Source organism: Kitasatospora sp. NPDC059088 (genome assembly GCF_042738155.1).
GTDB lineage: Bacteria > Actinomycetota > Actinomycetes > Streptomycetales > Streptomycetaceae > Kitasatospora.
The window spans coordinates 10,250-35,812 of sequence record NZ_JBHYGR010000100.1 but is presented as its reverse complement, the minus strand read 5'-3'; the positions used below and the strand labels follow the sequence as shown (position 1 = coordinate 35,812).

Sequence of the window (25,563 nt, the reverse complement as noted above, 5' to 3'; positions counted from 1 at the left end):
AATAAACACCCACCCCCCGCAAACCCAGATTTATTCTGGTATCGTGGGCTGGGATATGTGTATAAGAGACAGGTCCACTGCTACGTGGAGTACGACGTGCCGGACCTCGACGTCGCCCGCCTGGAGCGGGCGTTCAACCGGCTGGTGCGCCGGCACGAGGCACTGCGGCTGGTGGTGGCGGAGGGCCGGCAGCGGATCCTGCCCCACGTCCCGGAGTACCGCATCGCGGTGGCCGACCTGGCCGGGCACGGCCCGGCGGAGGCGCAGCGGGCGCTCGCGGCCACCCGCGACCGGATGGCGCACCAGGTGCTGCCCAGCGAGCGCTGGCCGCTGTTCGAGATCGCCGCGAGCCGGCTGCCGGACCGTCACCGGCTGCACCTCAGCCTGGACGCCCTGGGGCTCGACGCGTGGAGCCTGAACCTCGTCCTCAACGAGTGGGCCCGGCTCTACCGCGACGAGGACGCCGAACTGCCCGCGCTGGACCTGAGCGTGCGCGACTACGTGCTGGCGGAGCGGGAGTTCGCCGGCACGGCGGCCTTCCGCCGCTCCAGGGACTACTGGACGGGCCGGCTGGACACCCTGCCCGCCGCCCCGGCGCTGCCCCTGGCGGCGACCGCCCCGACCGGGCCGCGCCGCTTCGACCGGGTGCAGCGCCGGCTCCCCGCCGCCGACCTGCGTGCCCTGCGCGAACGCGCCGAGCGCCGCGGCCTGTCGCTGTCGGCCGTCCTGGCGGCGGCCTTCGCCGACACCCTCGCCACCTGGAGCGCCGAACCGCACTTCACCGTCACCACGACGCTCTTCAACCGGCTGCCGGTCCACCCCCGGATCAACGCGATCGCCGGGGACTTCACCTCGGTGAACCTCCTGGAGCTGGACTGGTCGGAGCCGGACGTCCCGTTCGCCGAGCGCGCGGGCCGGACCCAGGGCCGGCTCTGGGAGGACCTCGACCACCGCCACTTCGGCGGCGTCCGCGTGCTGCGCGAACTGGCGCGCACCCGGGGGCTCGACGGGGGACCGCTGATGCCGGTGGTGTTCACCTGCCTGCTGGGCGGCGAGGGCGGGGCGGACGGCTGGGAGAGCCTCTTCCCCGACGAGGTCTTCAACATCACCCAGACCCCGCAGGTCTGGCTGGACCACCAGGTCTACGAGTCCCGCGGGGAGCTGGTGCTCTGCTGGGACCACGTGGCGGGGCTCTTCCCGGACGGCCTGGTGCGCGACATGCACGAGGCGTACTGCGCCGCGCTGCGCGCCCTCGCCCGGGACGAGCGGGCCTGGGACCGTCCGCGGCTCACCCCGTTCCCCGAGGCCCAGGCCGAACGCCGGGCCGTGGTCAACGACACCGCCGGGCCGGAGTCGGACCGGCTGCTCCACCAGCTCTTCGAGGACCGGGCCGCGAGCGGCCCCGACGCCGTCGCGGTGGTCGCCGAGGACCGCACCCTGACGTACCGGCAGCTCGACACCGCCGCCAACCGGGCCGCCCGGCGCCTGACGGCCGCGGGCGTCGAGCCGGGCGGGCGGGTGGCCGTCCTGGCCGGCAAGGGCTGGCGCCAGGTGGTGGCCTGCCTGGCGGTGCTCAAGGCGGGCGCGGCCTACCTGCCGGTCGACGCCGGGTCGCCGCAGCAGCGGATCGAGGACCTGCTGCGCCGCGCCGAGGTGGGCGGCGTGCTGGCCGACCCGGACCGGCTCGCCCGGGTCACCGGGCCGGCCGGGCGGTGCGCCCCGGGCGGAGCCCCGGTGCTGCCGGTGGACGAGGACCTGCTCGCACCGGTCGCCGAGGGCGAGGACGTCAGCGCCCCGCCGGCGTGTCGGACGCCCGCCGACCTCGCCTACCTGATCTTCACCTCGGGGTCCACCGGCGAGCCCAAGGGCGTGATGATCGACCACCGGGGCGCGGTGAACACCGTCCTGGACATCAACGACCGCTACGGGATCGGCCCGCGGGACCGGGTCCTGGCGCTCTCCGCGCTGGGCTTCGACCTGAGCGTCTACGACGTCTTCGGCCTGCTCGCCGCGGGCGGCGCGGTGGTCGTCCCGCCGGACGACCAGGTCCGCGAACCGGCGCGCTGGGCCGACTGGGTCCTCGACCACCGGGTCACGGTGTGGAACACGGTGCCGATGTCGATGGAGATGTTCACGGCGGCCGTGAGCGGCCGCCCGGACGAGTTCCGCGAGCGGCTGGCGCACAGTCTGCGGCTGGTGCTGCTCAGCGGGGACTGGATCCCCACCGAGCTGCCCGGCCGGGTGTCGGAGGTGTTCCGCGACGCGCGGACGGTGGGCCTCGGCGGCGCCACCGAGGCGTCGATCTGGTCGATCGCCCACGAGATCGACCGGGTCGACCCGGGGTGGGCGAGCGTCCCGTACGGACGGCCGCTGCGCAACCAGACCTTCCACGTCCTGGACCGGGCCCTGCGGCCCCGCCCCGACCACGTGCCCGGCGACCTCCACATCGGCGGCACCGGGCTGGCCCGGGGCTACTGGCGGGACGAGGAGCGGACGGCGGCGGCCTTCGTCGTCCACCCCGACACCGGCGAGCGGCTCTACCGCACCGGCGACCGCGGCCGCTACCTGCCGAACGGCGACATCGAGTTCCTGGGCCGCGACGACCTCCAGGTCAAGGTGGGCGGCCACCGGATCGAGCTCGGCGAGATCGAGCACCACCTGGCCGGGCTCCCGGGCGTGCGGCACGGCCTGGCGCACGTCGTCAGGCCGGACGGGCGCACCCCGCGGCTCGCCGCGTACCTGCACGTCGACCTGCCGGAGGAGGACGAGGAGGCCGCGGCCGCGGCGGTCGAGTTCCGGCTGGCACAGCCCGGGCTGCGCGTCCTCGACGGGGAACTCCACCCCCTCGGCAGCGGCACGGACAGCGCCGACGCCGACGCGGCGCTGAGCGCGCGCAAGAGCTTCCGGGCCTTCGAGGGCGCCGAGCCGGACCCCCGGGCACTGGCCGACTGGCTCACCGGGGCCCTGGCACCCCGCCCCGCGCCGGGCGACGACCGCTCGGTCGCCGCCGCCGTGCGCCCGCTGCTGGCCCGTCCGGTCGAGGGCTCCGCCCTGCCCCGGCGGCGCTACGGGTCGGCGGGCTCGCTGTACCCCGTCCGGACCTACCTGGTCGGTGACCGCGACGCCGAGGGTCTGGCCGCCGGGGTGTTCTACCTCGACCCCGTCCGGCACGGGTGGGTCCGGGTGGGCTCCGGCGAGGCGGCGGCCGCCTGGCGCGCCGCCCACGGCGGCCGGGGCCCGGCCCTGCTGCTGGTGGCCAAGGGCTCGGCGATCGAGCCGCAGTACGGCGGGCGGGGCCTGCGCTACGCGGCGGTCGAGGCCGGGTCGATGGCTCAGCTGGTGAGCGACGCGACCGGGGCGGCCTGGCGGCTGCGGCAGGACCGCGAGGCGGGCGGGCTGGCCCCGCTGGTGCTGGAGAGCCCGGACTGCCGGCTGCTGGGCGTGCTGGAACCCGGCCCGGTGGACGAGGCGGCCGGTGGCGCCGTGGACGAGGTGCTCCCGGACGGCCTCACCGTGCTGGTGCACGTCAGGCCGGGCGCTGTCCCGGCCGGGGCCGGCGGCGGACTGTCGGCGGGCTGGCACCGCTGGGAGGGCGGCCGCTGGGCCGGCTTCGCCGGGCCGGAGCCCGCACCCGACCTGAGCAACCCGGACAACTGGTCGATCTACCAGGGCGCGACGGCCGCCGTGTTCCTGCTCGGCCCCACGTCCGGCGGCCCCACGCCCGGCGGTCCCACGCCCGGCGGTCCCACACTCGGGGCCGAACGGGAGCCCGGGGCAGCCGAGTCGGCGGCCGGCCGGCTGGTGCAGCGGCTCGCGGACACCGGCCACCACCACGGGCTCGGCGGCTGCTCGATCGGCGAACTCGACCCGACCGGCGACCGGATCGTCCGGGCCGCGGCCGGCGGCGGCGAGGTCCTGCACGCCTTCTTCGCCGGTCCGGTGGCCGACGCCCAGCGCGCCGACCCGCGGCCGAGCGAAGCCGTCCCGTTCCGCCGGGTGCTCGCCCGGCTGGCCCGGACGGCGCTGGAGCGCCGGCTGCCCCCGTACATGGTCCCCGAGCACTACCTGGTGCTCGGCGAGCTGCCGCTGTCGCGCAACGGGAAGGTCGACCGCGGCCGGCTGCCCGCCCCGGCGGCGGCCGCGGCGCAGCGGCCCGCGCGGCCTGCGGGCGACGGGCGGCCGTACGGCGCCACCGAGCAGGCGGTCGCCCGGCTGTGGGCCGAGCTGCTGGGGGTCACGCCCGGGCCGGAGGACGACTTCTTCGCCCTCGGCGGCCACTCGCTGACCGCGACGCTCCTGCTCAACCGCGTCCGGGAGGTCTTCGGGGTCGACCTCCAGCTGCGCGGCATCTTCCTGCACCCCGACGTGGGCGGGCAGGCCGGGCTGATCGAGGCCGCCCGCGCCGACCGCCCGGCGGCGACGGTGGCGGCGGCGGACCGGACCCCGGCCCTGCGGCGGCGCTCGGCCACCCGGGCACCGGCCTCCTCCGGCCAGCAGCGCCTGTGGTTCGCCGAGCAGCTCGCCCCGCCCGAACTGCGCGGCGCCGTCTACGCGATGCCCTCGGCCGTCCTGATCGAGGGGGCGACGGACTGGCCGCTGCTGCGCCGGGCCGTGCAGCGGATCGTGGACCGGCACGAGGTGCTGCGGACCACCTTCCGGATCGCCGACGGGCGGATCGAGCAGGTCGTCCACGCGCGGATGCCCGTCGACCTGGAGGTCGAGGACTGCCCGGGCGTGGACGAGGCCGACCGGCGGGCGTACGCCGACCGGCGGCTGCGCGAACTGGCCGGGCACCGCTTCGACCTGGCCCACGGCCCGCTGTTCCGCTTCCACGTGCTCCGGCTGGCCGAGGACCGCCACCTGCTGTTCAGCGCGCTGCACCACATCGTCTCCGACGGCTGGTCGGTCGGCGTCTTCGCCGCCGAGCTCGACCTCGCCCAGCGGGCCGAACGCGACCGACAGGCTCCCGAACTGCCCGAGTTGGCGCTCCAGTACGCCGACTACGCGGCCTGGCAGCAGGAGCCCGCCACCCAGCGGGCCGCCACCGCGCGGGTCGACTTCTGGCACCGGACGCTGTCCGGGGCGCCCGCCACCTCGGTGCCGCCGGCCGACCTGCCCCGGCCCGCCCGGCAGGACTTCACCGGATCCAGCGTCAGCCGGCCGCTGCCGCCCGGACTGGCCGCCCGGATCGAGGAGCACTGCCGCACCCTCGGCGTCACGCCCTTCGCCTTCCACCTGGCGGCCTACACGGCCTGGCTGTCCCACAGCACGGGCCAGGACGACCTGGTGGTGGGCACCCCCGTCGACTCCCGCCACCACCCGGACCTGGAACGGCTGATCGGATTCTTCGCCAACATGCTGGCCCTGCGCGTCGACCGGGCGGCGCGGAGCACCTTCGGCGAGCACGCCCGGGCGGTGCAGGAGCGCCTGCTGGCCGCCCACGAGCACCGGGAGGTGCCGTTCGAGAGCGTGGTCGACGCGCTCGGCCTCGACCGCCGCTCCGGCCGGCACCCGCTCTTCCAGACCACCTTCGTGCACGAGAGCGCCGACCGGGCCGCCACCCTGCCCGGAGCCGTCCCCGTACCGCTGGAGTCGACCGTCGCCCGCTACGAGGTCAGCGTGCTGCTGCGGCCGCGCGGCGGAGAGTGGGAGCTCACCGTCGAGTACGCGACCGGGCTCTTCCTGCCCGGGACGGCGCACCGCTGGCTCGACGAACTCCTGCTGCTGCTGGACGCGGCCGCCACCGACCCGGGGGCGCGCCTCGACGAGCTGACCGCCGTACTGGACGCCGCCGAACAGGACCGCACCGGGGGCCGCCGCGGCCCGCACCGCCCGCTGCCGGAGACCACCGTCGCCGAGCGCTTCGAGGAGATGGCGCGGCTGCACCCCGACGTGTGCGCGATCCGCTCCGGCGACGGCGGCCGGGAGACGCTCACCTATCGCGAACTGGACGCCCGGGCGAACCGGATCGCCCGGCTGCTGCTCGCCCACGGGGCCGGACCGCGGCGGGTGGTGGCCGTCCGCCTGCGCCGTACGGCCGACCTGTTCGCCACCTACCTGGCCGTGCTCAAGACCGGCGGCTGCTACGCGGCGATCGACGGCGGCAACCCGCCCGCCCGGATCGCCGCCCTGCTGGCGGACCTGGCGCCCGACCTGGTCGTCACCGACCGGGCCGACGCCGCCCCGACCACCGACGGCCCCTGCCTGGTGCTGGACGAACGGTCGGGCGCCGACCTCGACGACGGCCCCCTGCCCACCGCGGCCGGCCCCGACGACCTGGCCTACATCGTCCACACCTCGGGCTCCACCGGCGAGCCCAAGGGCGTGCGGATCCGGCACCGCGGCGTGGTCAACCTGGCGCTCTCCCAGCACGACCACTACGAGGTCGGACCGGGCCGCCACGTGCTCTCCCTGGCGTCCTGCGGGCACGACGGCTCGGTCTGGGAGTGGACCACGGCGCTGCTCAACGGGGCGACGCTCAGCATCGTGGCGGACTCCGCCGCCGAGGTGGTCAACCGGCTGCACCACCCGGACCGGCACCCGCCGGTCCACCTGGCCGCGCTCACCCCGACCGTGCTGGCCACCCTGCCCCCACACGCCCTGCCCGACCTCCAGGTGCTGGTGGTCGCGGGGGAGAGCTGCCCGCAGAGCCTGATCGACCGGTGGTCCGGCCGGGCCCGGATGTTCAACTTCTACGGGCCCAGCGAGGCCACCGTGACCGCCACGGCCTTCCCCGTCGACGGGCGGCGCGGCGCCGCCACCATCGGGCTGCCCGTGCGCAACACCGAGGTCCGGCTGCTCGACGAGCGGCTCCGGCCGGTGCCCCCCGGCGGCAGCGGCGAGATCTGCATCGGCGGCGTCGGACTGGCCGAGGGCTACCACCGGCGGGACGGCGAGACCGCCGCCGCGTTCGTCGAGACCGTGATCGGCGGCCGCCCCACCCGGCTGTACCGCACCGGCGACCGGGGCCGCTGGTCGGCCGACGGCCTGCTGGAGTTCCTCGGCCGGCTCGACGAGCAGGTGAAGGTCCGCGGCGTCCGGGTCGAGCCCGGCGAGGTCCGCGCCCGGCTGCTCGACCTGCCGGGCGTCGACCAGGCGGCGGTGGTCGCCGACAGCGGGTCGGGCGAGGTCCGGCTGCTCGGCTACCTGGTCGCGGCGCGACCGCTCGACCCGGACGCGCTGCGGGACCGGCTGCGGGCCACCCTGCCGGACGCGATGGTCCCCGCCTGGCTCTGCCAGGTCGACGCCCTGCCCCGGGCCCTGAGCGGAAAGGTCGACGCGGCGCGGCTGCCCCGGCCCGAGGCGGCCCCGGCGCCGGAGGAGCCCTCCCCGGGGGCCGGCTCGACCGTGCAGCGCCTCCAGGGGCTGATGGAGACGGTCCTGGAGGGCCGACGGCTCGGGCCCGAGGACGACTTCTTCCGCCACGGCGGCCACTCGCTCAAGGCCGTCCAACTCGTCACCGCCGTGTACGAGGAGTTCGGGACCGAGCTGGAGGTCCGGGACGTGTTCGACCACCCCACGGTGGCGGAACTGGCGCAGCTGATCGACGACAAGGGGCAGACCCGATGACCGGCGCACCCACCCGGACCCGGCGTCAGCCGGTCTCCCGCTTCCAGCGGCAGCTCTGGCTGGCCGAGCGGATCGCCCCCGCACCGGGCACCTACAACCTCCCGGTGCTCCTGGAACTGCGCGGCACCCCGCAACTCCCCGCCCTGGCCGAGGCGCTGCGCACCCTGCTGCGGCGGCACGCCGTGCTGCGCTGGCAGTTCCCCGAGGCGGACGGCGAACCCCACGCCGAGGACAGCGGCGACCCGGAGGTGCCGGTCGCCGAACTCGACTGGCGGGAGCTGTCCGCACCGGACCGGGAGGCACGGCTCGCCGCGTTCTTCCGGGAGCCCTTCGCGCTCGACCGGGGGCCGCTGGTCCGGGCCGCGCTGGCCCGGACCGGGCCGGACCGCCACTGGTTCGCGCTCTGCGTGCACCACCTCCTGGTGGACGGCTGGTCGATCGGCATCCTGCTGCGCGAACTGGCCGCCGCCTACAGCGCCGCCGTGCACGGCCGGGAGCCCGAACTCCCGCCCCCCGGCACCCCGTTCGCGCAGGACGTCGAGCGCGAACCGGCCGACCTGACCCGGCAGTCGGAGTTCTGGAAGAAGTCCCTGGCCGGTGCTCCGCAGCGGCTCACCCTGCCCTTCGAACGCGGCCGCGACTCCTGGTCGGGGCAGGCCCGGCGGTACGACTTCGGCCTCTCCCCGGAACTCAGCGCCCGACTGCGCGGGCTCGGCGAGGAACGCCGCGCCAGCCCCGCGATGACGCTGATGACGGCCTACCTCGCCCTGCTGGCCCGGTTCGGCGCCACCACCGACGTGCTCGGCACGGTGCCGGTGGTCAACCGGCTGCGCCCGGGCCTGGGCGACACCGTGGGCCTGCTCACCAACACCCTGCCGGTGCGGTTGACCCTCGCCCCCGGCGCGAGCTTCGCCGACGCCCTGACCCAGGTGCGCGACCGGCTGCTGAACGCCATGGCCAACGCCGACGTGCCGTACCAGCAGATCGTCGACGCCGTCGCCACCGAGCGCGAGCCCCACGTGCCCACGCTCTGCCAGACGCTGTTCACCTGGGGGGAGAGCGGGCCGCCGCTCGTCCTGGACGGCCTGGAGACGGAGCTGCGGCCGGCCCCCGAGATCGCCGTCAGGTTCGACCAGATGCTGTTCGCCGGGGAGCGGGACGGCCGCATCGAGCTCCGCCTGGAGTACCCGGCCGAGCTCTACGACGAGGACTCCGTCGCCGAGTTCGCCGAGAGCTACGTCGCCTGCCTGACGGCGATGGCCGAGGACTGCGACCAGCCGGTCGAATCGGCCTCGCTGGTCTCCGAGCGGCAGCGCCGCCGGATGGCCGCGTGGTCGCGGCCCCGGCCCGAGCCGCCGCGGTCGCGCACCGTCCACCAGGCGGTCGAACACTGGGCCGCCACCGGCCCGCGGGTGGTCGCGCTGCACCGGGGCGAGCGCACCTGGGACTACGGGTGGCTCAACGCCACCGCCAACCGGCTCGCCCGCAGGCTGCGCGCCGCCGGGATCGGGCCCGGCGACGTCGTCGCGCTGCGGATGGAGCGCTCGGTCGAACGGGTCGTCGCCTGGCTGGCGACGGCCAAGGCCGGCGCCTGCTACCTGTCCGTCGACCCGGGCGACAGCGAGGCCGGGGAGGTCGGTGAGGCCGGTGAGGCCGTCGCCGGGGCCGCGCTGCTGCTGGCGCACGAGGCCCTGGCGGCCGACCCCCTCCCGGGCGTCCCGCTGCTGCTCTGGGAGCGGACAGAACCGGAACTCGCCGCGCTGGACGGCACCGACCTCGGGCTGGACGTCGACCCCGACGACCCGGCCTGCCTGGTGTTCACCTCCGGAACCACCGGGCCGCCCAAGGCGGTCCGGCTGGCGCACCGCGGCCTGGTCAACCTCGCCGCCCACCACCGGGAGGCCTTCGGGGTCGGGCCGGGCGAGGTCGTCCTCCAGCTCGCCGCCGCCGGCTGCGACGCCTCGGCCGGGGAGTGGGCGGGCGCGCTCGCCAACGGCGCCGCGCTGCGGCTCCCGCCGACCCGGGACGTCCACGACCGCCCGGCCGCGGTCGTCGCGGCGCTGCGCGAGCCCGGCGCCACCGTGGTCGCCCTGCCGCCCTCCCTCGCCGCGGCGCTGCCCGACGACGCCCTGCCCGCCGTCCGGGTGCTGCTGCTGCGGGGCGAGCCGTCCCCGCCCGAGCTGCTGACCAGGTGGGCGGCGCGGGTGCCGGTGGTGGCCGACACCTACGGCGTCGGCGAGGCCACGGTGACGAGCACCAGCTTCGTCCACCGGCCCGGGTTCCCCGCCCGGACGGTGGGCACGGCCCTGCCCGGCGTCGGGATCCACGTCCTGGACGAGGCCGGCCGTCCGCTCCCGCCCGGCCTGGTCGGCGAGATCGGCGTCTCCGGCGAGGGCCTGGCACCCGGCGGGGGCCTGACGCCCGGCCACCCGGACAGCCCGAACGGTCCGGACGGGGCTCCGGCTCGGATCCACCGCACCGGCGACCTGGGCCGGTTCCTGCCCGACGGCAACCTGGTGTTCGAGGGCCGCCGCGGCGACCGGACCGAACTGCGCGGCCACCGGGTCGACCCGGACCGGATCGCCTCGGCCCTGCGCACCCACCGCACGGTGCGGGACGCCGCGGTGACCGCCGCCCCGGTCGGCACCGACGGCCCCCGGCTCACCGCCTACGTGGTGCCCGCAGGCCAGGCTCCCGCAGGCGAGGAGGCCCGCGCCCGGCTGCGGCTGGAGCTGCGCGACCACCTGGCCGAGCGGCTCGGACCCCACCCGGTGCCCGAGGCGTACGTCCTGCTCGACGAACTGCCGCTGAACCCGCGCAGCCTGACCCTCCGGCCGCGGGCCCTGCCCCGCCCCGGGGCCGACAGCCTGCTCGGCCCGGACGCCTCCGCGCTGCGCACCGCCACCCAGCGGGAACTGGCCGGGATCTGGAGCGGGTTGCTGGGAGTGGAGACGGTCGGCCCGGACGACTCGTTCTTCCTGCTGCGCGGCAACTCGCTGCTGGTGGTCAAGGTCGGCCACGCGATCCGCGCCCGCTTCGGCGTCGACCTGCCGGTCCGCCGGCTCTTCGAGCGCAGCACGCTGCGCGACCTCGCCGAAACCGTGGACGAGGCACTGGCCGCCCGGGACGCCGTGGACCCGGCGGCGCGCCGGGCACCGGCCGAGCCCCTGCCGCGGGCCACCGACCGGCCGGAGTGGCCGCTGTCCTTCGCCCAGGCCCGGATGTGGTTCCTGGACCGGCTCACCGACGGCAACCCCGCCTACCACGTGCCGCTGGCCCTGCGGCTGACCGGGCGGGTGTCGGCCGAGGAGGTCGGGCGGCTGCTGACCGCGCTGGTGCGCCGGCACGAGGTGCTGCGCACGGCGTACGTCGAGACCGACCGCCGGCCCGTCCAGCGGGTCCTGGCGGCCGCGCCGGTCCGGGTCGCGGTCAGCGACCTGCGGGGCCTCGACCGCCCCGAGGGCGAGCGGGAGTGGCGCCGCCTGGCCGCCGCCGACCTGGCGCGGCCGTTCGCCCTCACGGCGGGGGAGAACCTGCGGGCCCGGCTGGTGGCCCTGGACGAGGAGCACGCCGTCCTGCTGCTCTGCCTGCACCACATCGCCGTCGACGGCTGGTCGGTGGAGCAGCTGCTGGCGGAGCTGGCCGCGCTCTCCCGCGGCGAGGACCTGCCGCCGGTGCCGCTGCGCTACGTCGACTACGCAAGCTGGCAGCGGGAGATCGGCTCCGACCGGCTCGACCAGCAGCTGGCCCACTGGAAGTCCCGACTCGACGGCGCCCCCGAGCGGTTGGAGCTGCCGACCGACCACCCCCGGCCGCCCGAGCAGGACTACCGCGGCGCCACCGTGACCCGCCCGCTGGCGGAGGGGCTCAGCGCCGGGCTGCGGAAGCTCGCCGCCGACCGCGGGGTCACCGAGTTCGTGCTGTACCTGACGGCGTTCCAGGTGTGGCTGGGCCGGATGGCGGGCAGCGAGGACGTCGTGGTGGGCACGGCGGTGGCCGGCCGGCACTACGTGGGCAGCGACCGGCTGGTCGGGCTGATGGCCAACTCGCTCGCCCTGCGGCTGCGCCACGAGGGCACCGAACGCTTCACCGACCTGGTCGCCAGGGCGCGGGACACCGTCGTCACCGCCCAGGAGAACCAGGACCTGCCGTTCGAGCTGCTGGTCGACCACCTGGACGTGGCCCGCGACCTCGGCCGCACCCCGGTCTTCCAGACCATGTTCACCCTCGCCGACCGGCTCCCCGCGCCGTTCGACCTGGCCGGGGCCACCGCCGAACTGCTCACCCTGGACGCCGACACGGCCAAGTTCGACCTCTCCCTGCACGTCCAGACCGGCGGCGTCGACGGCCCCTACCTGCGGGCCGACCACGCGACCGCGATCCTCGCGCCGGACACCGTGGCGCAGTGGCTGGAGGGCTTCGAGACCTTCCTGCGGTCGGTCCTCTCCCGGCCCGACGGCCCGGTCCGCGACCTCGACCTGCTGCCCCCGGCGCGCCGCGCCGCACTGCGCCGCCTCGGCTCCGGACCGGTCCGCGCCTACGGGCCGGAGCCGGTCACGGACCTGGTCGCCGGGTGGGTGCGCCGCGACCCCGGGCGCACCGCCGTCGAGGACGCGACCGGACGGCTCGGCTACCGCGAACTGTCCGACCTGGCCGACCGGGTCGCCGCCGGCCTGCACCGGCACGGCGTGCGCCCCGGGGACCCGGTGGTCGTCGCCCTGCCCCGGGACCGCCGGCTGCCCGCCGCGCTGCTCGGGATCCTGCGGGCCGGCGCCTCCTTCGTCCCCGTCGACCCGGCCCACCCGGCCGCGCGCACGGCGCACGTCGTCGAGGACTGCGGCGCCCGCCTGGCGCTGGGCGACCCGGGCGCCGCCGGGCTGTCCTGCGTCGGCTGGGCGGACCTCACCCGCCCCGGCGGGGCTGACCTCATCGAGGCCGGCGGGGCGCCCGGGCCGACTGGGCCCACCGGGCCGGGGCCCGACGCGGTCGCGTACACGATCTACACCTCGGGCTCCACCGGCCGCCCCAAGGGCGTGGTGGTCTCCCACCGGAGCCTGGCCAACTCCCTGCGGGCGATGGCCGAGGTGCTCGGCACCGGCCCGGGCCACCGGCTGCTGGCGATCACCACCACCGCCTTCGACATCTCCGTCCTGGAACTGCTCCTCCCGCTCACCGCCGGGGGCACCGTGATCGTGGCGGACGAGCAGGCCCAGCGGGACCCGGACACCCTGCGGACGTGGCTGGCGGACCACCGGGCCGACGTCCTCCAGGCCACCCCGGCCACCTGGCAGGGCCTGCTCGACACCGGATGGGCCGCGCCCCGCGACTTCACCGCGGTCGTCGGCGGCGAAGCCCTGCCCCAACCGCTCGCCGACCGGCTCACCGAGCGGACGGGCACCGCGTGGAACGTCTACGGCCCCACCGAGGCCACCATCTGGAGCACGGCGGCCCGGCTGGTCCGCCACGAACGCGTGCACCTGGGCCGGCCCCTGCCCAACACCCGGGCGTCCGTCCTGGACGCCTCCGGCCGGCCGGTGCCCCAAGGGGTCGTCGGGATGCTGCACCTGGCCGGGGCCGGGCTCGCGGTCGGCTACCTCGGGCGCCCCGACCTGGACGCGGCGGCCTTCGGCACCGACCCGGAGACCGGCGAGCGGCTCTACCGGACCGGCGACCTGGCCAGGATGCGCGCCGACGGCACCCTGGAGTTCCTCGGCCGCCAGGACGCCCAGGTGAAGATCCGCGGCTTCCGGATCGAACCGGGCGACGTCGAGGCGACGCTGTCCCGACTGGCCGGTGTGGAACGGGCGGTGGTCACCGCCGTCGGCTCCGGGGCGCACGCCCGGCTGGTCGCCTTCCTCCAGCAGGCCGGCCCGGACGCCGACGGCCCGGACGCGGACGGCCCGAGCGCGGACGGACTGGACGCTGACGGACTGGCCGAGGCCGCCCGCCGCCGGGCGCAGGAGCAACTGCCCGAGTACCTGCGGCCGTCCCAGTACCTCGTCCTCGCCGAGCTGCCGCTCACCCCGAACCGCAAGGTGGACACCGCCGCGCTGCGCGCACTGGCGGCCGAGCGGACGACCGCCGCCCGACCGGACGACCCGGTGATGATGACCCCGGTGCAGTACGCGCTGCGGCGGCTCTGGCGCACCGTCCTCGGCGGGGCCGCGCCGGGCCTGCGGGACGACTTCTTCGCCTCCGGCGGGACGTCGGTGCTCGCCGTCCGGCTGGCCCGGGAGATCCAGCGGGAGTTCGGCACGGAGGTCCGGGTGGCCGACGTCTTCCACGGCCGCACCGTCGAGCGGCTCGCCGAACTGGTCGGCCGGGCCGGCGGCACACCGCCGCAGCTGCCCGTCCTGCTCGACCTGCCCGACCTCGGCAACGGCGCCGCCACGGCACCGGCCGACGGCGAACCGCCCGTCTTCGCGATCCATCCGGCCGGCGGCACCGCGTACTGCTACCAGCCGCTGGCGGAACTGCTGCGCTCCGCGCGCTGCGTGGGCGTCAACCACCCCCACCTCGACGACCTGGAGCACCGCTACGCAACGCTGCGCGAGATGGCCGAGGAGTACGCCCGGCTGCTGCGGGCCCGGCAACCCGCCGGCCCGTACCGGCTGCTGGGCTGGTCCTTCGGCGGAACGCTCGCCTACGAGATCGGCCGGGTCCTGGAGCGGGCGGGGGAGCGGGTCGCCGGAGTCGTGATCCTCGACGCCCACAACTGGGGGCCGCGCGCCGCCGCGCTCGCCGCCCTCGACATCGACGAGGTGCTGGAACACCAGCGCCGCCACGGCCAGCACGTCGACCGCTTCATGGAGAAGGACGCCCGGGAGAGCGACCGGCTGCTGCGGGCGAGCTGCGCGACGGCGGCCGGCTTCCCCGTCCTGCTGTTCAAACCCACCGACCGGGACGAAGTCGCCCCGGCGCTGTTCGACGACGAGCACAACGGCTGGCGGGGCCTGCCCGCCGCACTGACCCTGCGGCGGGTCGAGGGCAACCACGGCAGCCTGCTCCGCAAGCCGGCCCTGGACCGGATCGCCGCCGAGGTCGACGACTTCTTCGCCGTGACGATCGGAGTGACGACATGATCCCGCCTCCCCTGGAGAACGCGCTCTACGGCATCCACGCCACCCACGCCCTGCGGCTGGCCGACCGGCACGGCGTCTTCACCCACCTGCTGCGCCACGGCCCGGCCACCGCACCCGCCGCGGCCGCCGAACTGGGGCTCGACGCCGAGACCCTGGAACGGCTGATGCTGCTGCTCAAGGTCTCCGGACTGCTCGCCGATGCCGGCGGCGGCCGGTACGAACTCCCCGCCGGGACGGCCGACTTCCTCGCCCCCGACGGCCCCCGCTACCTGGGCGGCTTCGTCGAGCACCTGGTCACCGACGCCGCCCGCCAACTGGACCTGCTGGACGGGTACCTGACCCGCGGCAAGGACGCCGTGGACGCGGACCTCCCGGACGCGTTCGCCCGGATCCACCGGGACGGTGCGTCGACCGAGCGGTTCCTGGCGGCCATGTGGCAGCTGAGCCACCACGCCTCCGACCGCCTGGCCGAACTCGCCGACCTGGGCACGGTGACCAGGCTGGTCGACGTCGGCGGGGCCAACGGCCCCTTCGCCGTCGCCGCGCTGCGCCGCCACCCGGCCCTGCGGGCCACCGTGTTCGACCTGCCCGAGGTCGAGCCGTTCCTCAAGGCCAAGCGGAGCGAGCACGGACTCGACGACCGGCTGGACTTCCGGGCCGGGGACTTCTTCCGCGACGAGCTGCCCCCCGGCGACTGCTTCGCCTTCGGCTACGTCCTGTCGGACTGGTCCGACGCCACCTGCCTCGACCTGCTGCGCTCGGCCCACCGGGCCTGCGCGCCCGGCGGCCGGGTGCTGGTGATGGACCGGCTGTTCGACGAGGACCGCGACGGCCCGCTCGGCGCCGCCGTGATGAACCTGTCGATGCACGTGGAGACCCAGGGGCGGCACCGCTCGGCCCGGGAGTACGCCGGACTGCTGGAGGCCGCCGGGTTCACCGCCTGCGAGGTGCGCCGCTCCGACGGCGACAAGCACCTCGTGACGGCCCGCCGGTCGTAGGCCCCGTCCGAGCCCGGCCCCAATCCCTCGTCGAACCACCGGAGGTGACCCCGTGGAACCGCGCTTACCGGAACACTGCGCACACATCGTCAGGATCCAGCGGGAGCGCGGCCGCGCGGCGCTCGCACCCGAACGGCTCGACGAGCTGGCCGGGTACCACGACCGGCCCCCGGCGCCCGCCGACGGGGAGGCGGACGGCGAGGCGGAACTGCTCGGACTGCTGACCCGGCCGTTCAGCCGGACGACGGACATACCGAGGTACTACCGCTACACCGACCTGCACGTCTTCGACTGGTTCCTGGACCAGCGGCCGGACGACCAACTGACCGGCGCCGCCGAGGCGTTGGCGGTCTCACTGACCGCCCTGCTCGCAGTGGAGCGGGCCGCCCCGGCCGGAGCGATCGACCCCGCGACCTCGGCCGAGCGGCAGCAGCGGCTGCGGGCCCCGCTCGACCGGGTGGCGGAACTGACCTTCGACCCGGCCGGGGCGGTCCCGCTGGGGGAGGCGCTGCGCGCCCGGGAGAGCGACCCGCGGGCGCGCTGGAACCGCTTCGTGCTGGCCGAGTGCACCGGCTTCCCGCAGTCCGACAAGCACGACGAGCACCTCTTCCTGCGCTCCGTGCACGCCTGCGAGATGGTCTTCTTCCTGGTCCGCGCCCTCGTGCTGCGGGCCGCCGAGACCTGCGCGGGCGACCGGCGGGAGGCCCGGACCAGGCTCCGCCAGGCCGTGCTGACGGCCGAACTGCTGAACGGCGTGTTCAGCGCGCTGTGGACGATGTCGCCCGAGCGCTTCATGGAGTTCCGGGCGGAGACCGGCGACGCCAGCGCCGTGCAGTCCATGAACTACCACGCCATGGAGATCGTGCTCTACGGCCTGGACCCGGAGAAGGAGAAGGTCCTCGCGGAGTACGGGCACCTGGCCGAACTGCGCGGGGTCCTCGCCGAGGAGTGGCAGGCCCAGGGCGCCCGGGTGCGGGCCGCCGGGGACGGCGAGATGGACCGCCACCTCGACGCACTGCTACGGGTGCTCCGCCGTTGGCGCGGGCGCCACTACGGCTTCGCCGTCCGGTACCTGACCCCCGAGCTCACCGGCTCCGGCGGCACCGAAGGCGCGAACTACCTCAAGAGGTTCGTGGAGAAGCGGGGCCTTCCGGCACCCGAGCGGTCCCGGGGCGTCCGGACCTTCCTCACGTGCTGACCACCGGAGAGAACGAGGAGACCATGCCGACCGAGCGACTCACCCTGGTGTGCCTGCCCTTCGCCGGGAGCGGGGCCGGCTTCTACCGCGCCTGGGCCGACCTCGCGGTGCCCGGCCTGACGGTGCTGCCGGTCCAACTGCCCGGGCGGGAGGAGCTGTTCCTGGACGAACCGCTCACCGAGGTGGCCCAGGCCGTCGCCCTGCTCGCCCCCCGGATCGCCGAACTCACCGAAGGCCGGCGGTTCGCGCTCCTCGGCCACAGCCTCGGCGCCGTGCTCAGCTACGAGATCGCGCTCGCCCTCGACCGGCAGGGCGACGGCGGCCCGGAGCACCTGTACGTCAGCGGCTCACCCGGCCCGTCGAACGGGCGCGAGGCCCGCGCCACCGGGCTGGACGACACCGAATTCCTGGCCCGCGTCCAGGAGTTCGCCGGCTACCGGCACGAGGCCTTCGACGACCCGGACCTGCGGGAGGTCCTGCTGCCGGTGCTCCGCGCCGACGTCGCCATGCACGAGGACTACGCGCCGAGCACGACCGAGCCCCTGCGCGTCCCGGTCACCTCGCTGCGGGGCGCCGAGGACGACCTGGTCACCGCCGCGCAGGCCCGGCAGTGGCAGGACGTCACCGAGGGGGAGTTCCGCTACCTCGAACTGCCCGGCGGCCACATGTACCTGGTCGACTCGCCCGAAGCCCTGCTGCGGGCCGTCGCCCGGGGCCGCACCGGGCAGGGGACGGAGGAAGCGCGGACATGCAGCTGACGGACCGGACCGCCGTGATCACGGGAGCGGCCCGCGGGCTCGGCCGCGCGTGCGCCCTCCGCTTCGCCCGCGAGGGCGCCGACCTGGTGCTCCTCGACCTCGCCGGCGACCTGGACGGCGTGGACTACCCGCTGGGCAGCCGCAGCCAGCTGGACCACACGGCCGAGCTGTGCGAGGAGCACGGCAGCGCGGTCGTCACCGCCGCGGTCGACCTGCGCGACCCGGCGGGCGTGCAGGAGGCGGTCGGCCGGGCGCTGGAGCGCTTCCACCGGATCGACGTGCTCGTCAACAACGCCGGCATCGCGGCGCCGTCCGGCCGCCCGGTGCACGAGACCAGCGAGCGCGACTGGGCGCTCATGCTGGACGTCAACCTCTCCGGCGCCTGGCGGATGATCAGGGCGGTCGCGCCGGGGATGGTCGAGCAGGGGTCCGGGAGCATCATCAACGTCTCCTCGACCGCCGGACTGGTCGGCTACCGCTACTTCGCGGGGTACGTCGCCGCCAAGCACGGACTCATCGGCCTGACCAAGGCCGCGGCCCTGGACTACGCGCCCCACCGGATCCGGGTCAACGCGCTCTGCCCCGGCTCGGTGCGCGACGACCCGCTGGTCGAGGGCCGGATGCTCACCGAGATCGCCCGCTCCCTCGACCTGCCGCCGGAGGGCCACGAGGAGGCCTTCCTCCGCGACCAGCCCATGAACGCGCTCGTCGAACCCGCCGACGTGGCCGGGGCGGCGCTCTGGCTGGCCGGGGACGACTCCCGCCGGGTGACCGGAACGGTCCTCACCGTCGACGCCGGCTTCGTCACCCGGTGACGGCACCGGACCGCCCAGAGCTCGGCAGGAGGCCGACCGTGGTTGCACAGACCGAAGTGACGCCGCCCCCACCCGTGGCCGGACCGCCCACCGGCACCGGCCACGACCGGGCGCACCCCGGGCTGCCGTCCGGCCTGCGGCTGCCCGCGCAGGGGCGGGCCTGCCACGGGGTGATCGCCCGGCTGCCCGGCACGCTCGGCCCGGACGACACCGGCCGACGGCTGGCGCAGGCTGCCCGCCGTCTGCCGGAACTCGGCTCGCCCCGGCTCTGGGAGACCAGGGTCCCGACCACCCGGGACGACCCGGGGGCCGCCGCGCGGGCCCGGCGGGAGCTGCTGCGCCCGGTCCACGACGAACGCTCCCCGCTCCGCGCCGTCCGGCTGACGTACGCCGACGGAACCGCGGACCTGGTGCTCGTCGCCCTGCGCCACCTCGTCCCGCGCGCCCTGCTGGAGCAGCTGGCCGGGGCCCTGCTCACCGGGGCGGCGGTGGAGCCGCCGTCCGCCGACGCGCAGTCCGCGCCGTCCACCCCGTCCACCCCGTGGGCCGCGCCCGCCCCGGCCGACTGGGGCCTGGGGGACCGGCACCGCGGCGGTACCGTCAGCGCCCGCCCGCTCGCCGTGCCCGGCCCCGGAGCCGGCCGGGGACCGCGTACCGCGCGGCTGCTCCTGGAGGCCCTCGCCCTCACCGTCGCCCGGTACGCCGGAACGGAGACCGTGACGATCGGGCACCTCGACGTGGCACGCGGACGAGCGGAGCGCGCACGCCTGAGCACCCGGAAGATCGACGAGGAGCAGAGCGTCGCCGACCGACTCGCCGCACCCGGACCCGAAACCGACCTCGCACCCGGTCCGGCCCCCGGGCCGGAGCTCCCGGCGGTCGGCGTCGTCCACGCCGAGGCCTGGGACGGCTGCACCTACCTGCCCTGCCTGACGCCCGTCTTCCCGATCACCGTGCACCTCCTGGAACACCCCGACGGCACGGCCGAGGCGTCCTGCTGGTTCGACGAGGGCGTCCTCGCCCCGGAGGTGGCCGACACCTTCTGCGCCTCGGTCGAGCGGCTGGCCGCACGGTTCGCGGCCGACTCCGGCACGACCGTCCCGGCCACGCTGCCGCCCCTGACCCCGGAGGAGACGGCCCGGGTCCTGCGCCGGGGCGGCGCCGGCCGGGCCCCCGGCCCCGGCGCCGACCGGCGGATCGACGACTGCTTCGAGGAGGCGGCCCGCCGACGCCCCGACGCGGTGGCGCTGACCGACGGGCACGGAGAGCTGACGTACGGACAGCTCGACGAGCGCGCCGACCTGGTCGCGGCAGGCCTGCACGCCCTCGGAGTCGCCCCGGGGAGCAAGGTCGGTGTCTGCCTGGACCGCGACGCCTCGGTGGTCGTCGCGATGCTCGGCATCCTGAAAGCCGGGTGCGCCTACGTCCCGATGGACGTCCGCTACCCGGCGGACCGGCTGCGGTACGTCGTCGAGGACGCGCGACTGCCCCTCGTCGTCGCCGACGCGGAGTCCTTCCCCGCCGTCGCGGACGTCCGGGTCGCGGGCCTCGACGAGCTGAGCGCCCTCGGCCTGCCCGGCGGGGGCGGCGACCGACGGCCGGGAACCCCCGCCGACGACGCCTACGTGATCTACACGTCCGGGTCCACCGGCCGCCCCAAGGGCGTGGTCGTCCCGCACCGCAACGTGACCGCCCTGCTGGCGGCGACCGGTCCGGACTTCGCGCTGCGCCCCGACGACGTCTGGACGCTGTTCCACTCCACCGCCTTCGACTTCTCGGTCTGGGAGACCTGGGGCTGCCTGCTCAGCGGCGGACGCCTCGTCGTCGTCCCGCACTGGACGGCGCGCGACCCCGAGGAGTTCCACCGGCTCCTGGTCGAGCAGCGGGTCACCGTCCTCAACCAGACCCCGTCGGCCTTCGCCCAACTCGTCCGCGCGGACCGGGCCGCGAAGGCCGAACTGTCGGTGCGCCTGCTGGTCTTCGGCGGCGAACCGCTCGACGTGGCGCTGCTCGCCCCCTGGTTCGCCGGGCACTCCCCGACCCGGTGCCGGGTGGTGAACATGTACGGCATCACCGAGACCACCGTGCACGTGACCGCCCAGACGATCACCCCGGCCGAGGTGGTCGCCGGCTCCCGCTCGGTCGGACGCGCCCTGCCCGGCTGGTCGGTCTCCGTCCGGGACGCGCGGGGACGCGTCCTGCCACCGGGGGCGGCGGGCGAGATCCACGTGGGCGGCGCCGGACTCGCGGCGGGCTACCTGGGCCGGCCGGAGCTCACGGCCCAGCGGTTCGTCACCGACGAGGCGACGGGCGAACGCCTCTACCGCAGCGGGGACCAGGGGCGGCTGCGCCCCGACGGCAGCCTCGACCACCTCGGACGGCTGGACCAGCAGGTCAAGATCCGCGGGCACCGGATCGAACCGGGCGAGATCCGGGCCGTGCTGGCCGCCGACCCGGCGGTGAGCGAGGCCGTCGTCGTCGCCACCGCGGCGGCTCCCGACGATCCGGCGAGCAGCCGGATCGACGCCTACGTCGTCCTGGCCGGAGAGGCCGGGGACGCCGACACCGCACGGATCCTCGACAGCGCCCGCCGCATCCTGCCCGACTACATGGTCCCCGCCACGCTCACCCGGATTGCCGCGGTCCCGCTCACCACCAACGGCAAACCGGACCTCGACCGGCTCCCGCCACCGGCCGCCGCCGGTCGGGCCGACGCCACCGCGACTGGTACGGCCGCGACCGACGACCTCGCCGCGGAGGTCCTGGGCATCTGGAGCCACCACCTGAGGGCCGAGGTGTCCATGGCCGACAACTTCTTCCTGCTGGGCGGCAATTCGCTGCTGGTGCTGCGGGTGCTCAGGTCCTTGCAGGAGCGGGGGCTGCCGAGGATCGCGCCCCGCGACTTCTACCGCAACTCGACCGCCGACACGTTCATCCGGCTCGTCGCCGCCCGGCGCGACGCGCCCGGCACCGACCGGCCCTGACCAACCGATCCTGGAAGAAGGTACTGCGAGCCATGGACACGAACGGGATCTCCGCGGTGGTATCCGGCGGCGCGAGCGGACTCGGCGCGGCCACCGTCCGCGAACTGGCCGCCCACGGCGTCAAGGTGGTGATCGCCGACCTCGGCGAGCAGCCGGGCAAGGCGCTGGCCGACGAGGTCGGCGGCCTCTTCGTCAGGACGGACGTGACCGACGAGGCGCAGGTGGAGGCCGCCGTCCAGGTCGCCGTCGACACCGGCCTCCCGCTGCGCGTCATCGTCAACAGCGCCGGTATCGCCTGGGCCTCCCGGACGGTCGGGCGGGACGGCGCCCCGCACGACCTCGGCCAGTTCGAGAACGTCGTCCGGGTCAACCTGGTCGGCACCTTCAACCTGCTGCGGATCGGCGCCGCGCGGATCGCCCGGACGGCGCCCGTCGACGCCGACGGCCTGCGCGGCGTGGTGGTCAACACGGCGTCCGTCGCGGCGCTGGAGGGCCAGACGGGCCAGGTCGCCTACGCCGCCTCCAAGGCGGGCATCGTCGGCCTGACCCTGCCCGCCGCCCGCGACCTGGCGGCGGTCGGCGTCCGGGTCAACACGATCTGCCCGGGCATCATCGACACGCCGATCTACGGCGAGGGCGAGGCCGCCGAGGCGTTCAAGGCCAAGCTGGTCGCGCCCGTCCCCTTCCCCAAGCGGGCCGGCCGGGCCGCGGAGTTCGCGCACCTGGTGCGCTTCCTGATCGAGAACGACTACGTGAACGGCGAGACGATCCGCTTCGACGGCGGGATCCGCTTCCAGCCGTGAACCCCGGCCCCGTCGCCCCGGCCCCGGTGCCGCCCGGGCCGGGGCAACGGCGTGTCACGCGGCCGGGCCCCGGTGGGCGCCGCTGCGGATGGCGCGCAGGATCTCGTGGGCCCAGTCGGCGGGACGGCTGTGCCCGAGGAGGGCGGAGAGCCGGACCATCCGGGTGCGGCGCTCGGCGGGGGAGAGGTCGAGAGCGTGGGCGAGGACGGCGGTGAGGTCCTCGGGGGAGTGCGGATCGGTGAGCAGGGCGGCCTCGCCGAGTTCGGCCGCGGCGCCGGTGTGGCGGGACAGGACGAGGACCCCCGGGTCGGCCCGGTGCTCCGGGAACGCGGCGCGGGCGGCGACGAACTCCTTGGCGGTGAGGTTCATGCCGTCCTGGAGCGAGGTGATCCAGAGGACGTCCGCGGTGAGGTACTGGTCGACCACCTCGGCGGTGGAGAGGCGGTGCGGCCGGTAGTCGACCGGTTGCCAGGACCCGCTGCGCCAGCGGGCGTTGGTCTCGGCGACGCGTCGCTCCAGGCGCCGGCGGGTGCTCTCGTACGCGGTGATCCCGGGCTCGGGCGGCGGGCAGACCAGGCGGAAGACGAGCCGGCCGCGCAGGTCGGGGCGGCGGGCGAGCAGGCGGTCGACGGCGTCGACCTTCTGGACCGGGGCCTTGGCGTAGTCGAGGCGTTCCACCGACAGCACGACGCGCCGGGTGTCCGGGCGGCGGTGCGGGGCGCGCAGGCGGGCGAGCCGTTCGACGGCCGGCCGGTCGATGCCGAGCGGGTGGACGGTGGTGCGCGGCGGGCCGGGGAGGCCCGCGAGGGTCCGGCGGAAGCGGTCGGCGAAGGCCTCGGTGTGGAAGCCGGCCCAGTCGAGGCAGGCGAGCGAGGAGCGGAGTTCGGCGGCGACGGGGAGGCCGGCGAAGGTCTCCGGGTCCGGGAACGGGGTGTGGTGGAAGAGCCCGGTCCTCAGGTCGGGGCGGGCCCGGCGGAGCAGGCCCGGGACGAGCCAGAGGTTGTAGTCGTGCAGCCAGACGGTGGCGCCGGGGGCGGCCTGGGCGCTGATGTGCCGGGCGAAGCGGGCGTTGACGGTGCGGTAGTCGGCCCACGCGCCTTCGTCGAAGACGGCCCGGTCCGGTTCGGACATCAGGACCGGCCAGAGCGTCTCCTTGCAGGCGCGGTGGAAGTAGCCGCTCCAGGTGGCCGGGTCGACGGGTACGGCGGCCAGGGGCGGGGCGGAGGCGGGGTGCGGGAGCGGCGCCTGCCGGTCGCGCCCGGTGCGGGCGGCGACCCAGACGCCGGGCAGGTCGTCGGCGAAGGCGCTGCTCAGGGTGGGCAGGATGCCGTTGGGGCTGTCGGGCGGCTGCCAGCTCTCGCCGTTCCAGTGCAGCGGCGGGCGGTGGTAGGCGACGACGAGGGAGTGCCGGCCGACGGGCGGTTCGGTGGCGGTGGCGGCCTCGGTGGCGGCCTCGTGCCCGGGCCCGTGGTCGGCACCGATGCCGTGGTCGGCCTCGCGGGAGGTCCAGCCGAGGGTGCGGAGCGCCGCGTGGATGCCGGCCGCGCCGGGCAGGCCCGGGCGCTGGACCAGCGGGTTCCCGATGAGGGCGGTGAGCAGGGCGGGTTCGGCCCCGTCGACGACCACCGCGTGGGTGCCGGCGCGGAACAGCGAGAGGTCGTTGAGGGAGTCGCCGGCGACCAGGATCCCGTCGGGCTGCCAGCCCAGCTTCGCGGCCAGGGCGCGCAGGGCGTCGCCCTTGGAGGCGTGGGGCGGCAGGACGTCGAAGTAGCGGTCCGCCGAGTACTCCCAGGTGCAGCCGAGTTCTTCGACGGCCGCGGTGAGCTCCCCGGTGAGCCCGTTCGGGGGGAGGTGGTAGGAGCACCGCCCGTCCTGGTGGACGCCGTGCTGGTAGGCGAGTGCGGGAAAGCGACGCAGCGCGGCGCGGACCCGTTCGGGGCCCGGCCAGCCGGCCCGCAGCTGGTCCTGGACGGGGTCGACGGGGGTGAGGTCGGCGCCGTCCAGGACGGTGGCGCCGACGTCGGCGATGATCCACCGGGGGCGGGGGACGAGCGGGTCGCGGAGCACCTGGCGGATCGAGGCCAGGCCGCGTCCGGTGGCGAAGACCGTGACCACCTCGGGGTGGTGGGCCAGGGCGTCCCGTAATCGACGCCGGTCGTCCGGGGTGCCGCCGAGCAGGGTGCCGTCCAGATCGGTGACCAGAATCCTCGACATCCGACGGACGCTAACACGATCACGCCGGGTGGTGAAGTGTTCATCTCATGGTGCTACGAGCGGAGTTCGGGGGCCGCCCCGGTCGGGGCGGCGGTCGAGGAGCCGGTCGAGCTCCTCGGCGCGCAGGGCCGATCCCGAGCCGGGGCCGGTGGTTGCCGCGGCCCCGCAGAGCGACGCGGCGGCGAGGCAGTCGGGCAGGTCCCAACCGCCGAGGAGCCCGTGTACCAGGCCCGCGGTGAAGCAGTCGCCCGCCGCCGTAGGGTCGACGCCGGCGGCCCCGGCGGCGGTCCGGGCGGCCGGGATGTCGTGGCGCTCGCCGTCCCGGACGGCCGTGGCACCCTGCGCGCCCCGGGTGACCACCAGGGTGGGCACCACGCGGCCGAGGAGGTCGACCGCCTCGTCCAGGCCGTCGGCACCGGTGAGGCGCAGCGCCTCACCGTCGTTCGGGGTGAGGACGTCGACCAGGGCGAGGACGGCGCGGACGGCCGGGTCGTCGAGGCTCGCGGGCGTGTCGTGGCAGTCCATGACCACCAGGGCGCCCAGCTCCCGCGCGGCCCGGCACGCCGCCAGCGTGCCCTCGTCCCAGCGCAGTTGGGGCAGCAGCAGGACCCGGGGGCGGAACCGCCGCAGCAGCGGGGCGAGCGGCTCGGGGTCGACCCGGTCCTGGAAGCTGACCATCGCCCGGTCGCCCTCGGTGGCCAGGGCGACGGTCAGACTGCGCACCGGGAACGGGTGCCGCCGGAACGCGGCCCCGTCCAGGCCCTCCTGCCGGGCGCAGGCCAGGACGTGGGCGCTGAACGGGTCCGTGCCGAAGTCCGCGCTCCACACCACCCGTCGGCCGAGCCGGTGCAGTGCCATCGCCGGGGTGTAGGCGCCGCCCGGCACCAGGCCGAAGCCGTCCGCGAACACCTCGGTACCCGGCCGCACCGGCCGGTCCAGGCCGTGGAACACCAGATCGGTGAAGTACGGCCCCGCCACCAGGACTTCGTACGGAGGTGAGGACCCGTTCGTCTCCATCCGGCGAGCATACGGCGCGGGGCGCGCACCGGCGGGGGGGGGGGGCGGCCCCCCCCCCCGGGGGGGCGCCCCCCCCCCCGCCCCGGCCCGGCCGGGCGGGGGGGGGGCGGGGGCGGCGGGGGCGG

At 76.1% G+C, this 25,563-nt stretch carries 10 protein-coding genes; 8 read left to right on the top strand and 2 right to left on the bottom strand.

Features of this window, described 5'->3' with window-relative positions; all coding sequences use genetic code 11:
* Positions 1-57 precede the first annotated feature (57 nt).
* Genes ACFWXO_RS33050 through ACFWXO_RS33015 form a run of 8 tightly spaced genes read left to right on the top strand, consistent with a single transcriptional unit; the run spans position 58 to position 22,207 of the window.
* The gene (locus ACFWXO_RS33050; RefSeq protein ID WP_380528543.1) at positions 58-7,569 is read left to right on the top strand and encodes an amino acid adenylation domain-containing protein; all 7,512 of its coding nucleotides are present in this window, start codon (positions 58-60) and stop codon (positions 7,567-7,569) included.
* The gene (locus ACFWXO_RS33045) at positions 7,566-14,651 is read left to right on the top strand and encodes an amino acid adenylation domain-containing protein (protein WP_380528541.1); all 7,086 of its coding nucleotides are present in this window, start codon (positions 7,566-7,568) and stop codon (positions 14,649-14,651) included. The genes ACFWXO_RS33050 and ACFWXO_RS33045 overlap by 4 nt, the downstream gene beginning before the upstream one ends.
* The gene (locus ACFWXO_RS33040; RefSeq protein ID WP_380528539.1) at positions 14,648-15,649 is read left to right on the top strand and encodes a methyltransferase; all 1,002 of its coding nucleotides are present in this window, start codon (positions 14,648-14,650) and stop codon (positions 15,647-15,649) included. The genes ACFWXO_RS33045 and ACFWXO_RS33040 overlap by 4 nt, the downstream gene beginning before the upstream one ends.
* Before the next feature lie 52 nt (positions 15,650-15,701).
* Positions 15,702-16,847, top strand: coding sequence for a tryptophan 2,3-dioxygenase family protein (locus tag ACFWXO_RS33035; RefSeq protein WP_380528537.1), 1,146 nt, complete (start codon positions 15,702-15,704; stop codon positions 16,845-16,847).
* Entirely contained in the window at positions 16,841-17,605 is a 765-nt protein-coding gene (locus ACFWXO_RS33030) for a thioesterase II family protein (protein ID WP_380528535.1), read from the top strand. The genes ACFWXO_RS33035 and ACFWXO_RS33030 overlap by 7 nt, the downstream gene beginning before the upstream one ends.
* Positions 17,596-18,420 carry a mycofactocin-coupled SDR family oxidoreductase gene (locus ACFWXO_RS33025; protein WP_380528533.1) on the top strand — a complete coding sequence of 275 codons (825 nt, stop codon included), beginning with the start codon at positions 17,596-17,598 and terminating at the stop codon, positions 18,418-18,420. The genes ACFWXO_RS33030 and ACFWXO_RS33025 overlap by 10 nt, the downstream gene beginning before the upstream one ends.
* A 38-nt stretch (positions 18,421-18,458) precedes the next feature.
* The gene (locus tag ACFWXO_RS33020) at positions 18,459-21,404 is read left to right on the top strand and encodes an amino acid adenylation domain-containing protein (RefSeq protein ID WP_380528531.1); all 2,946 of its coding nucleotides are present in this window, start codon (positions 18,459-18,461) and stop codon (positions 21,402-21,404) included.
* A 32-nt stretch (positions 21,405-21,436) separates the two neighbouring features.
* The gene (locus ACFWXO_RS33015) at positions 21,437-22,207 is read left to right on the top strand and encodes an SDR family oxidoreductase (RefSeq protein WP_380528530.1); all 771 of its coding nucleotides are present in this window, start codon (positions 21,437-21,439) and stop codon (positions 22,205-22,207) included.
* A gap of 54 nt (positions 22,208-22,261) precedes the next feature.
* Here the strand turns inward: ACFWXO_RS33015 and ACFWXO_RS33010 are convergent, their stop codons facing one another.
* On the bottom strand, positions 22,262-24,421 hold the full coding sequence (locus tag ACFWXO_RS33010) for a trehalose-6-phosphate synthase (RefSeq protein ID WP_380528528.1): 2,160 nt from the start codon (positions 24,419-24,421) through the stop codon (positions 22,262-22,264).
* A gap of 45 nt (positions 24,422-24,466) precedes the next feature.
* Complete coding sequence (locus ACFWXO_RS33005; RefSeq protein WP_380528526.1) at positions 24,467-25,438, bottom strand: carbohydrate kinase family protein; 972 nt, start codon at positions 25,436-25,438, stop codon at positions 24,467-24,469.
* Between the last annotated feature and the right edge of the window lie 125 nt (positions 25,439-25,563).

What these genes read in the sequence shown, in the direction of transcription:
- ACFWXO_RS33045 (WP_380528541.1), top strand. Translation starts at nt 7,566, where the DNA reads ATGACCGGCGCACCCACCCGGACCCGGCGTCAGCCGGTCTCCCGCTTC.
- ACFWXO_RS33040 (WP_380528539.1), top strand. Translation starts at nt 14,648, where the DNA reads ATGATCCCGCCTCCCCTGGAGAACGCGCTCTACGGCATCCACGCCACC.
- ACFWXO_RS33025 (WP_380528533.1), top strand. Translation starts at nt 17,596, where the DNA reads ATGCAGCTGACGGACCGGACCGCCGTGATCACGGGAGCGGCCCGCGGG.
- ACFWXO_RS33015 (WP_380528530.1), top strand. Translation starts at nt 21,437, where the DNA reads ATGGACACGAACGGGATCTCCGCGGTGGTATCCGGCGGCGCGAGCGGA.
- ACFWXO_RS33010 (WP_380528528.1), bottom strand. Translation starts at nt 24,421, where the DNA reads ATGTCGAGGATTCTGGTCACCGATCTGGACGGCACCCTGCTCGGCGGC.
- ACFWXO_RS33005 (WP_380528526.1), bottom strand. Translation starts at nt 25,438, where the DNA reads ATGGAGACGAACGGGTCCTCACCTCCGTACGAAGTCCTGGTGGCGGGG.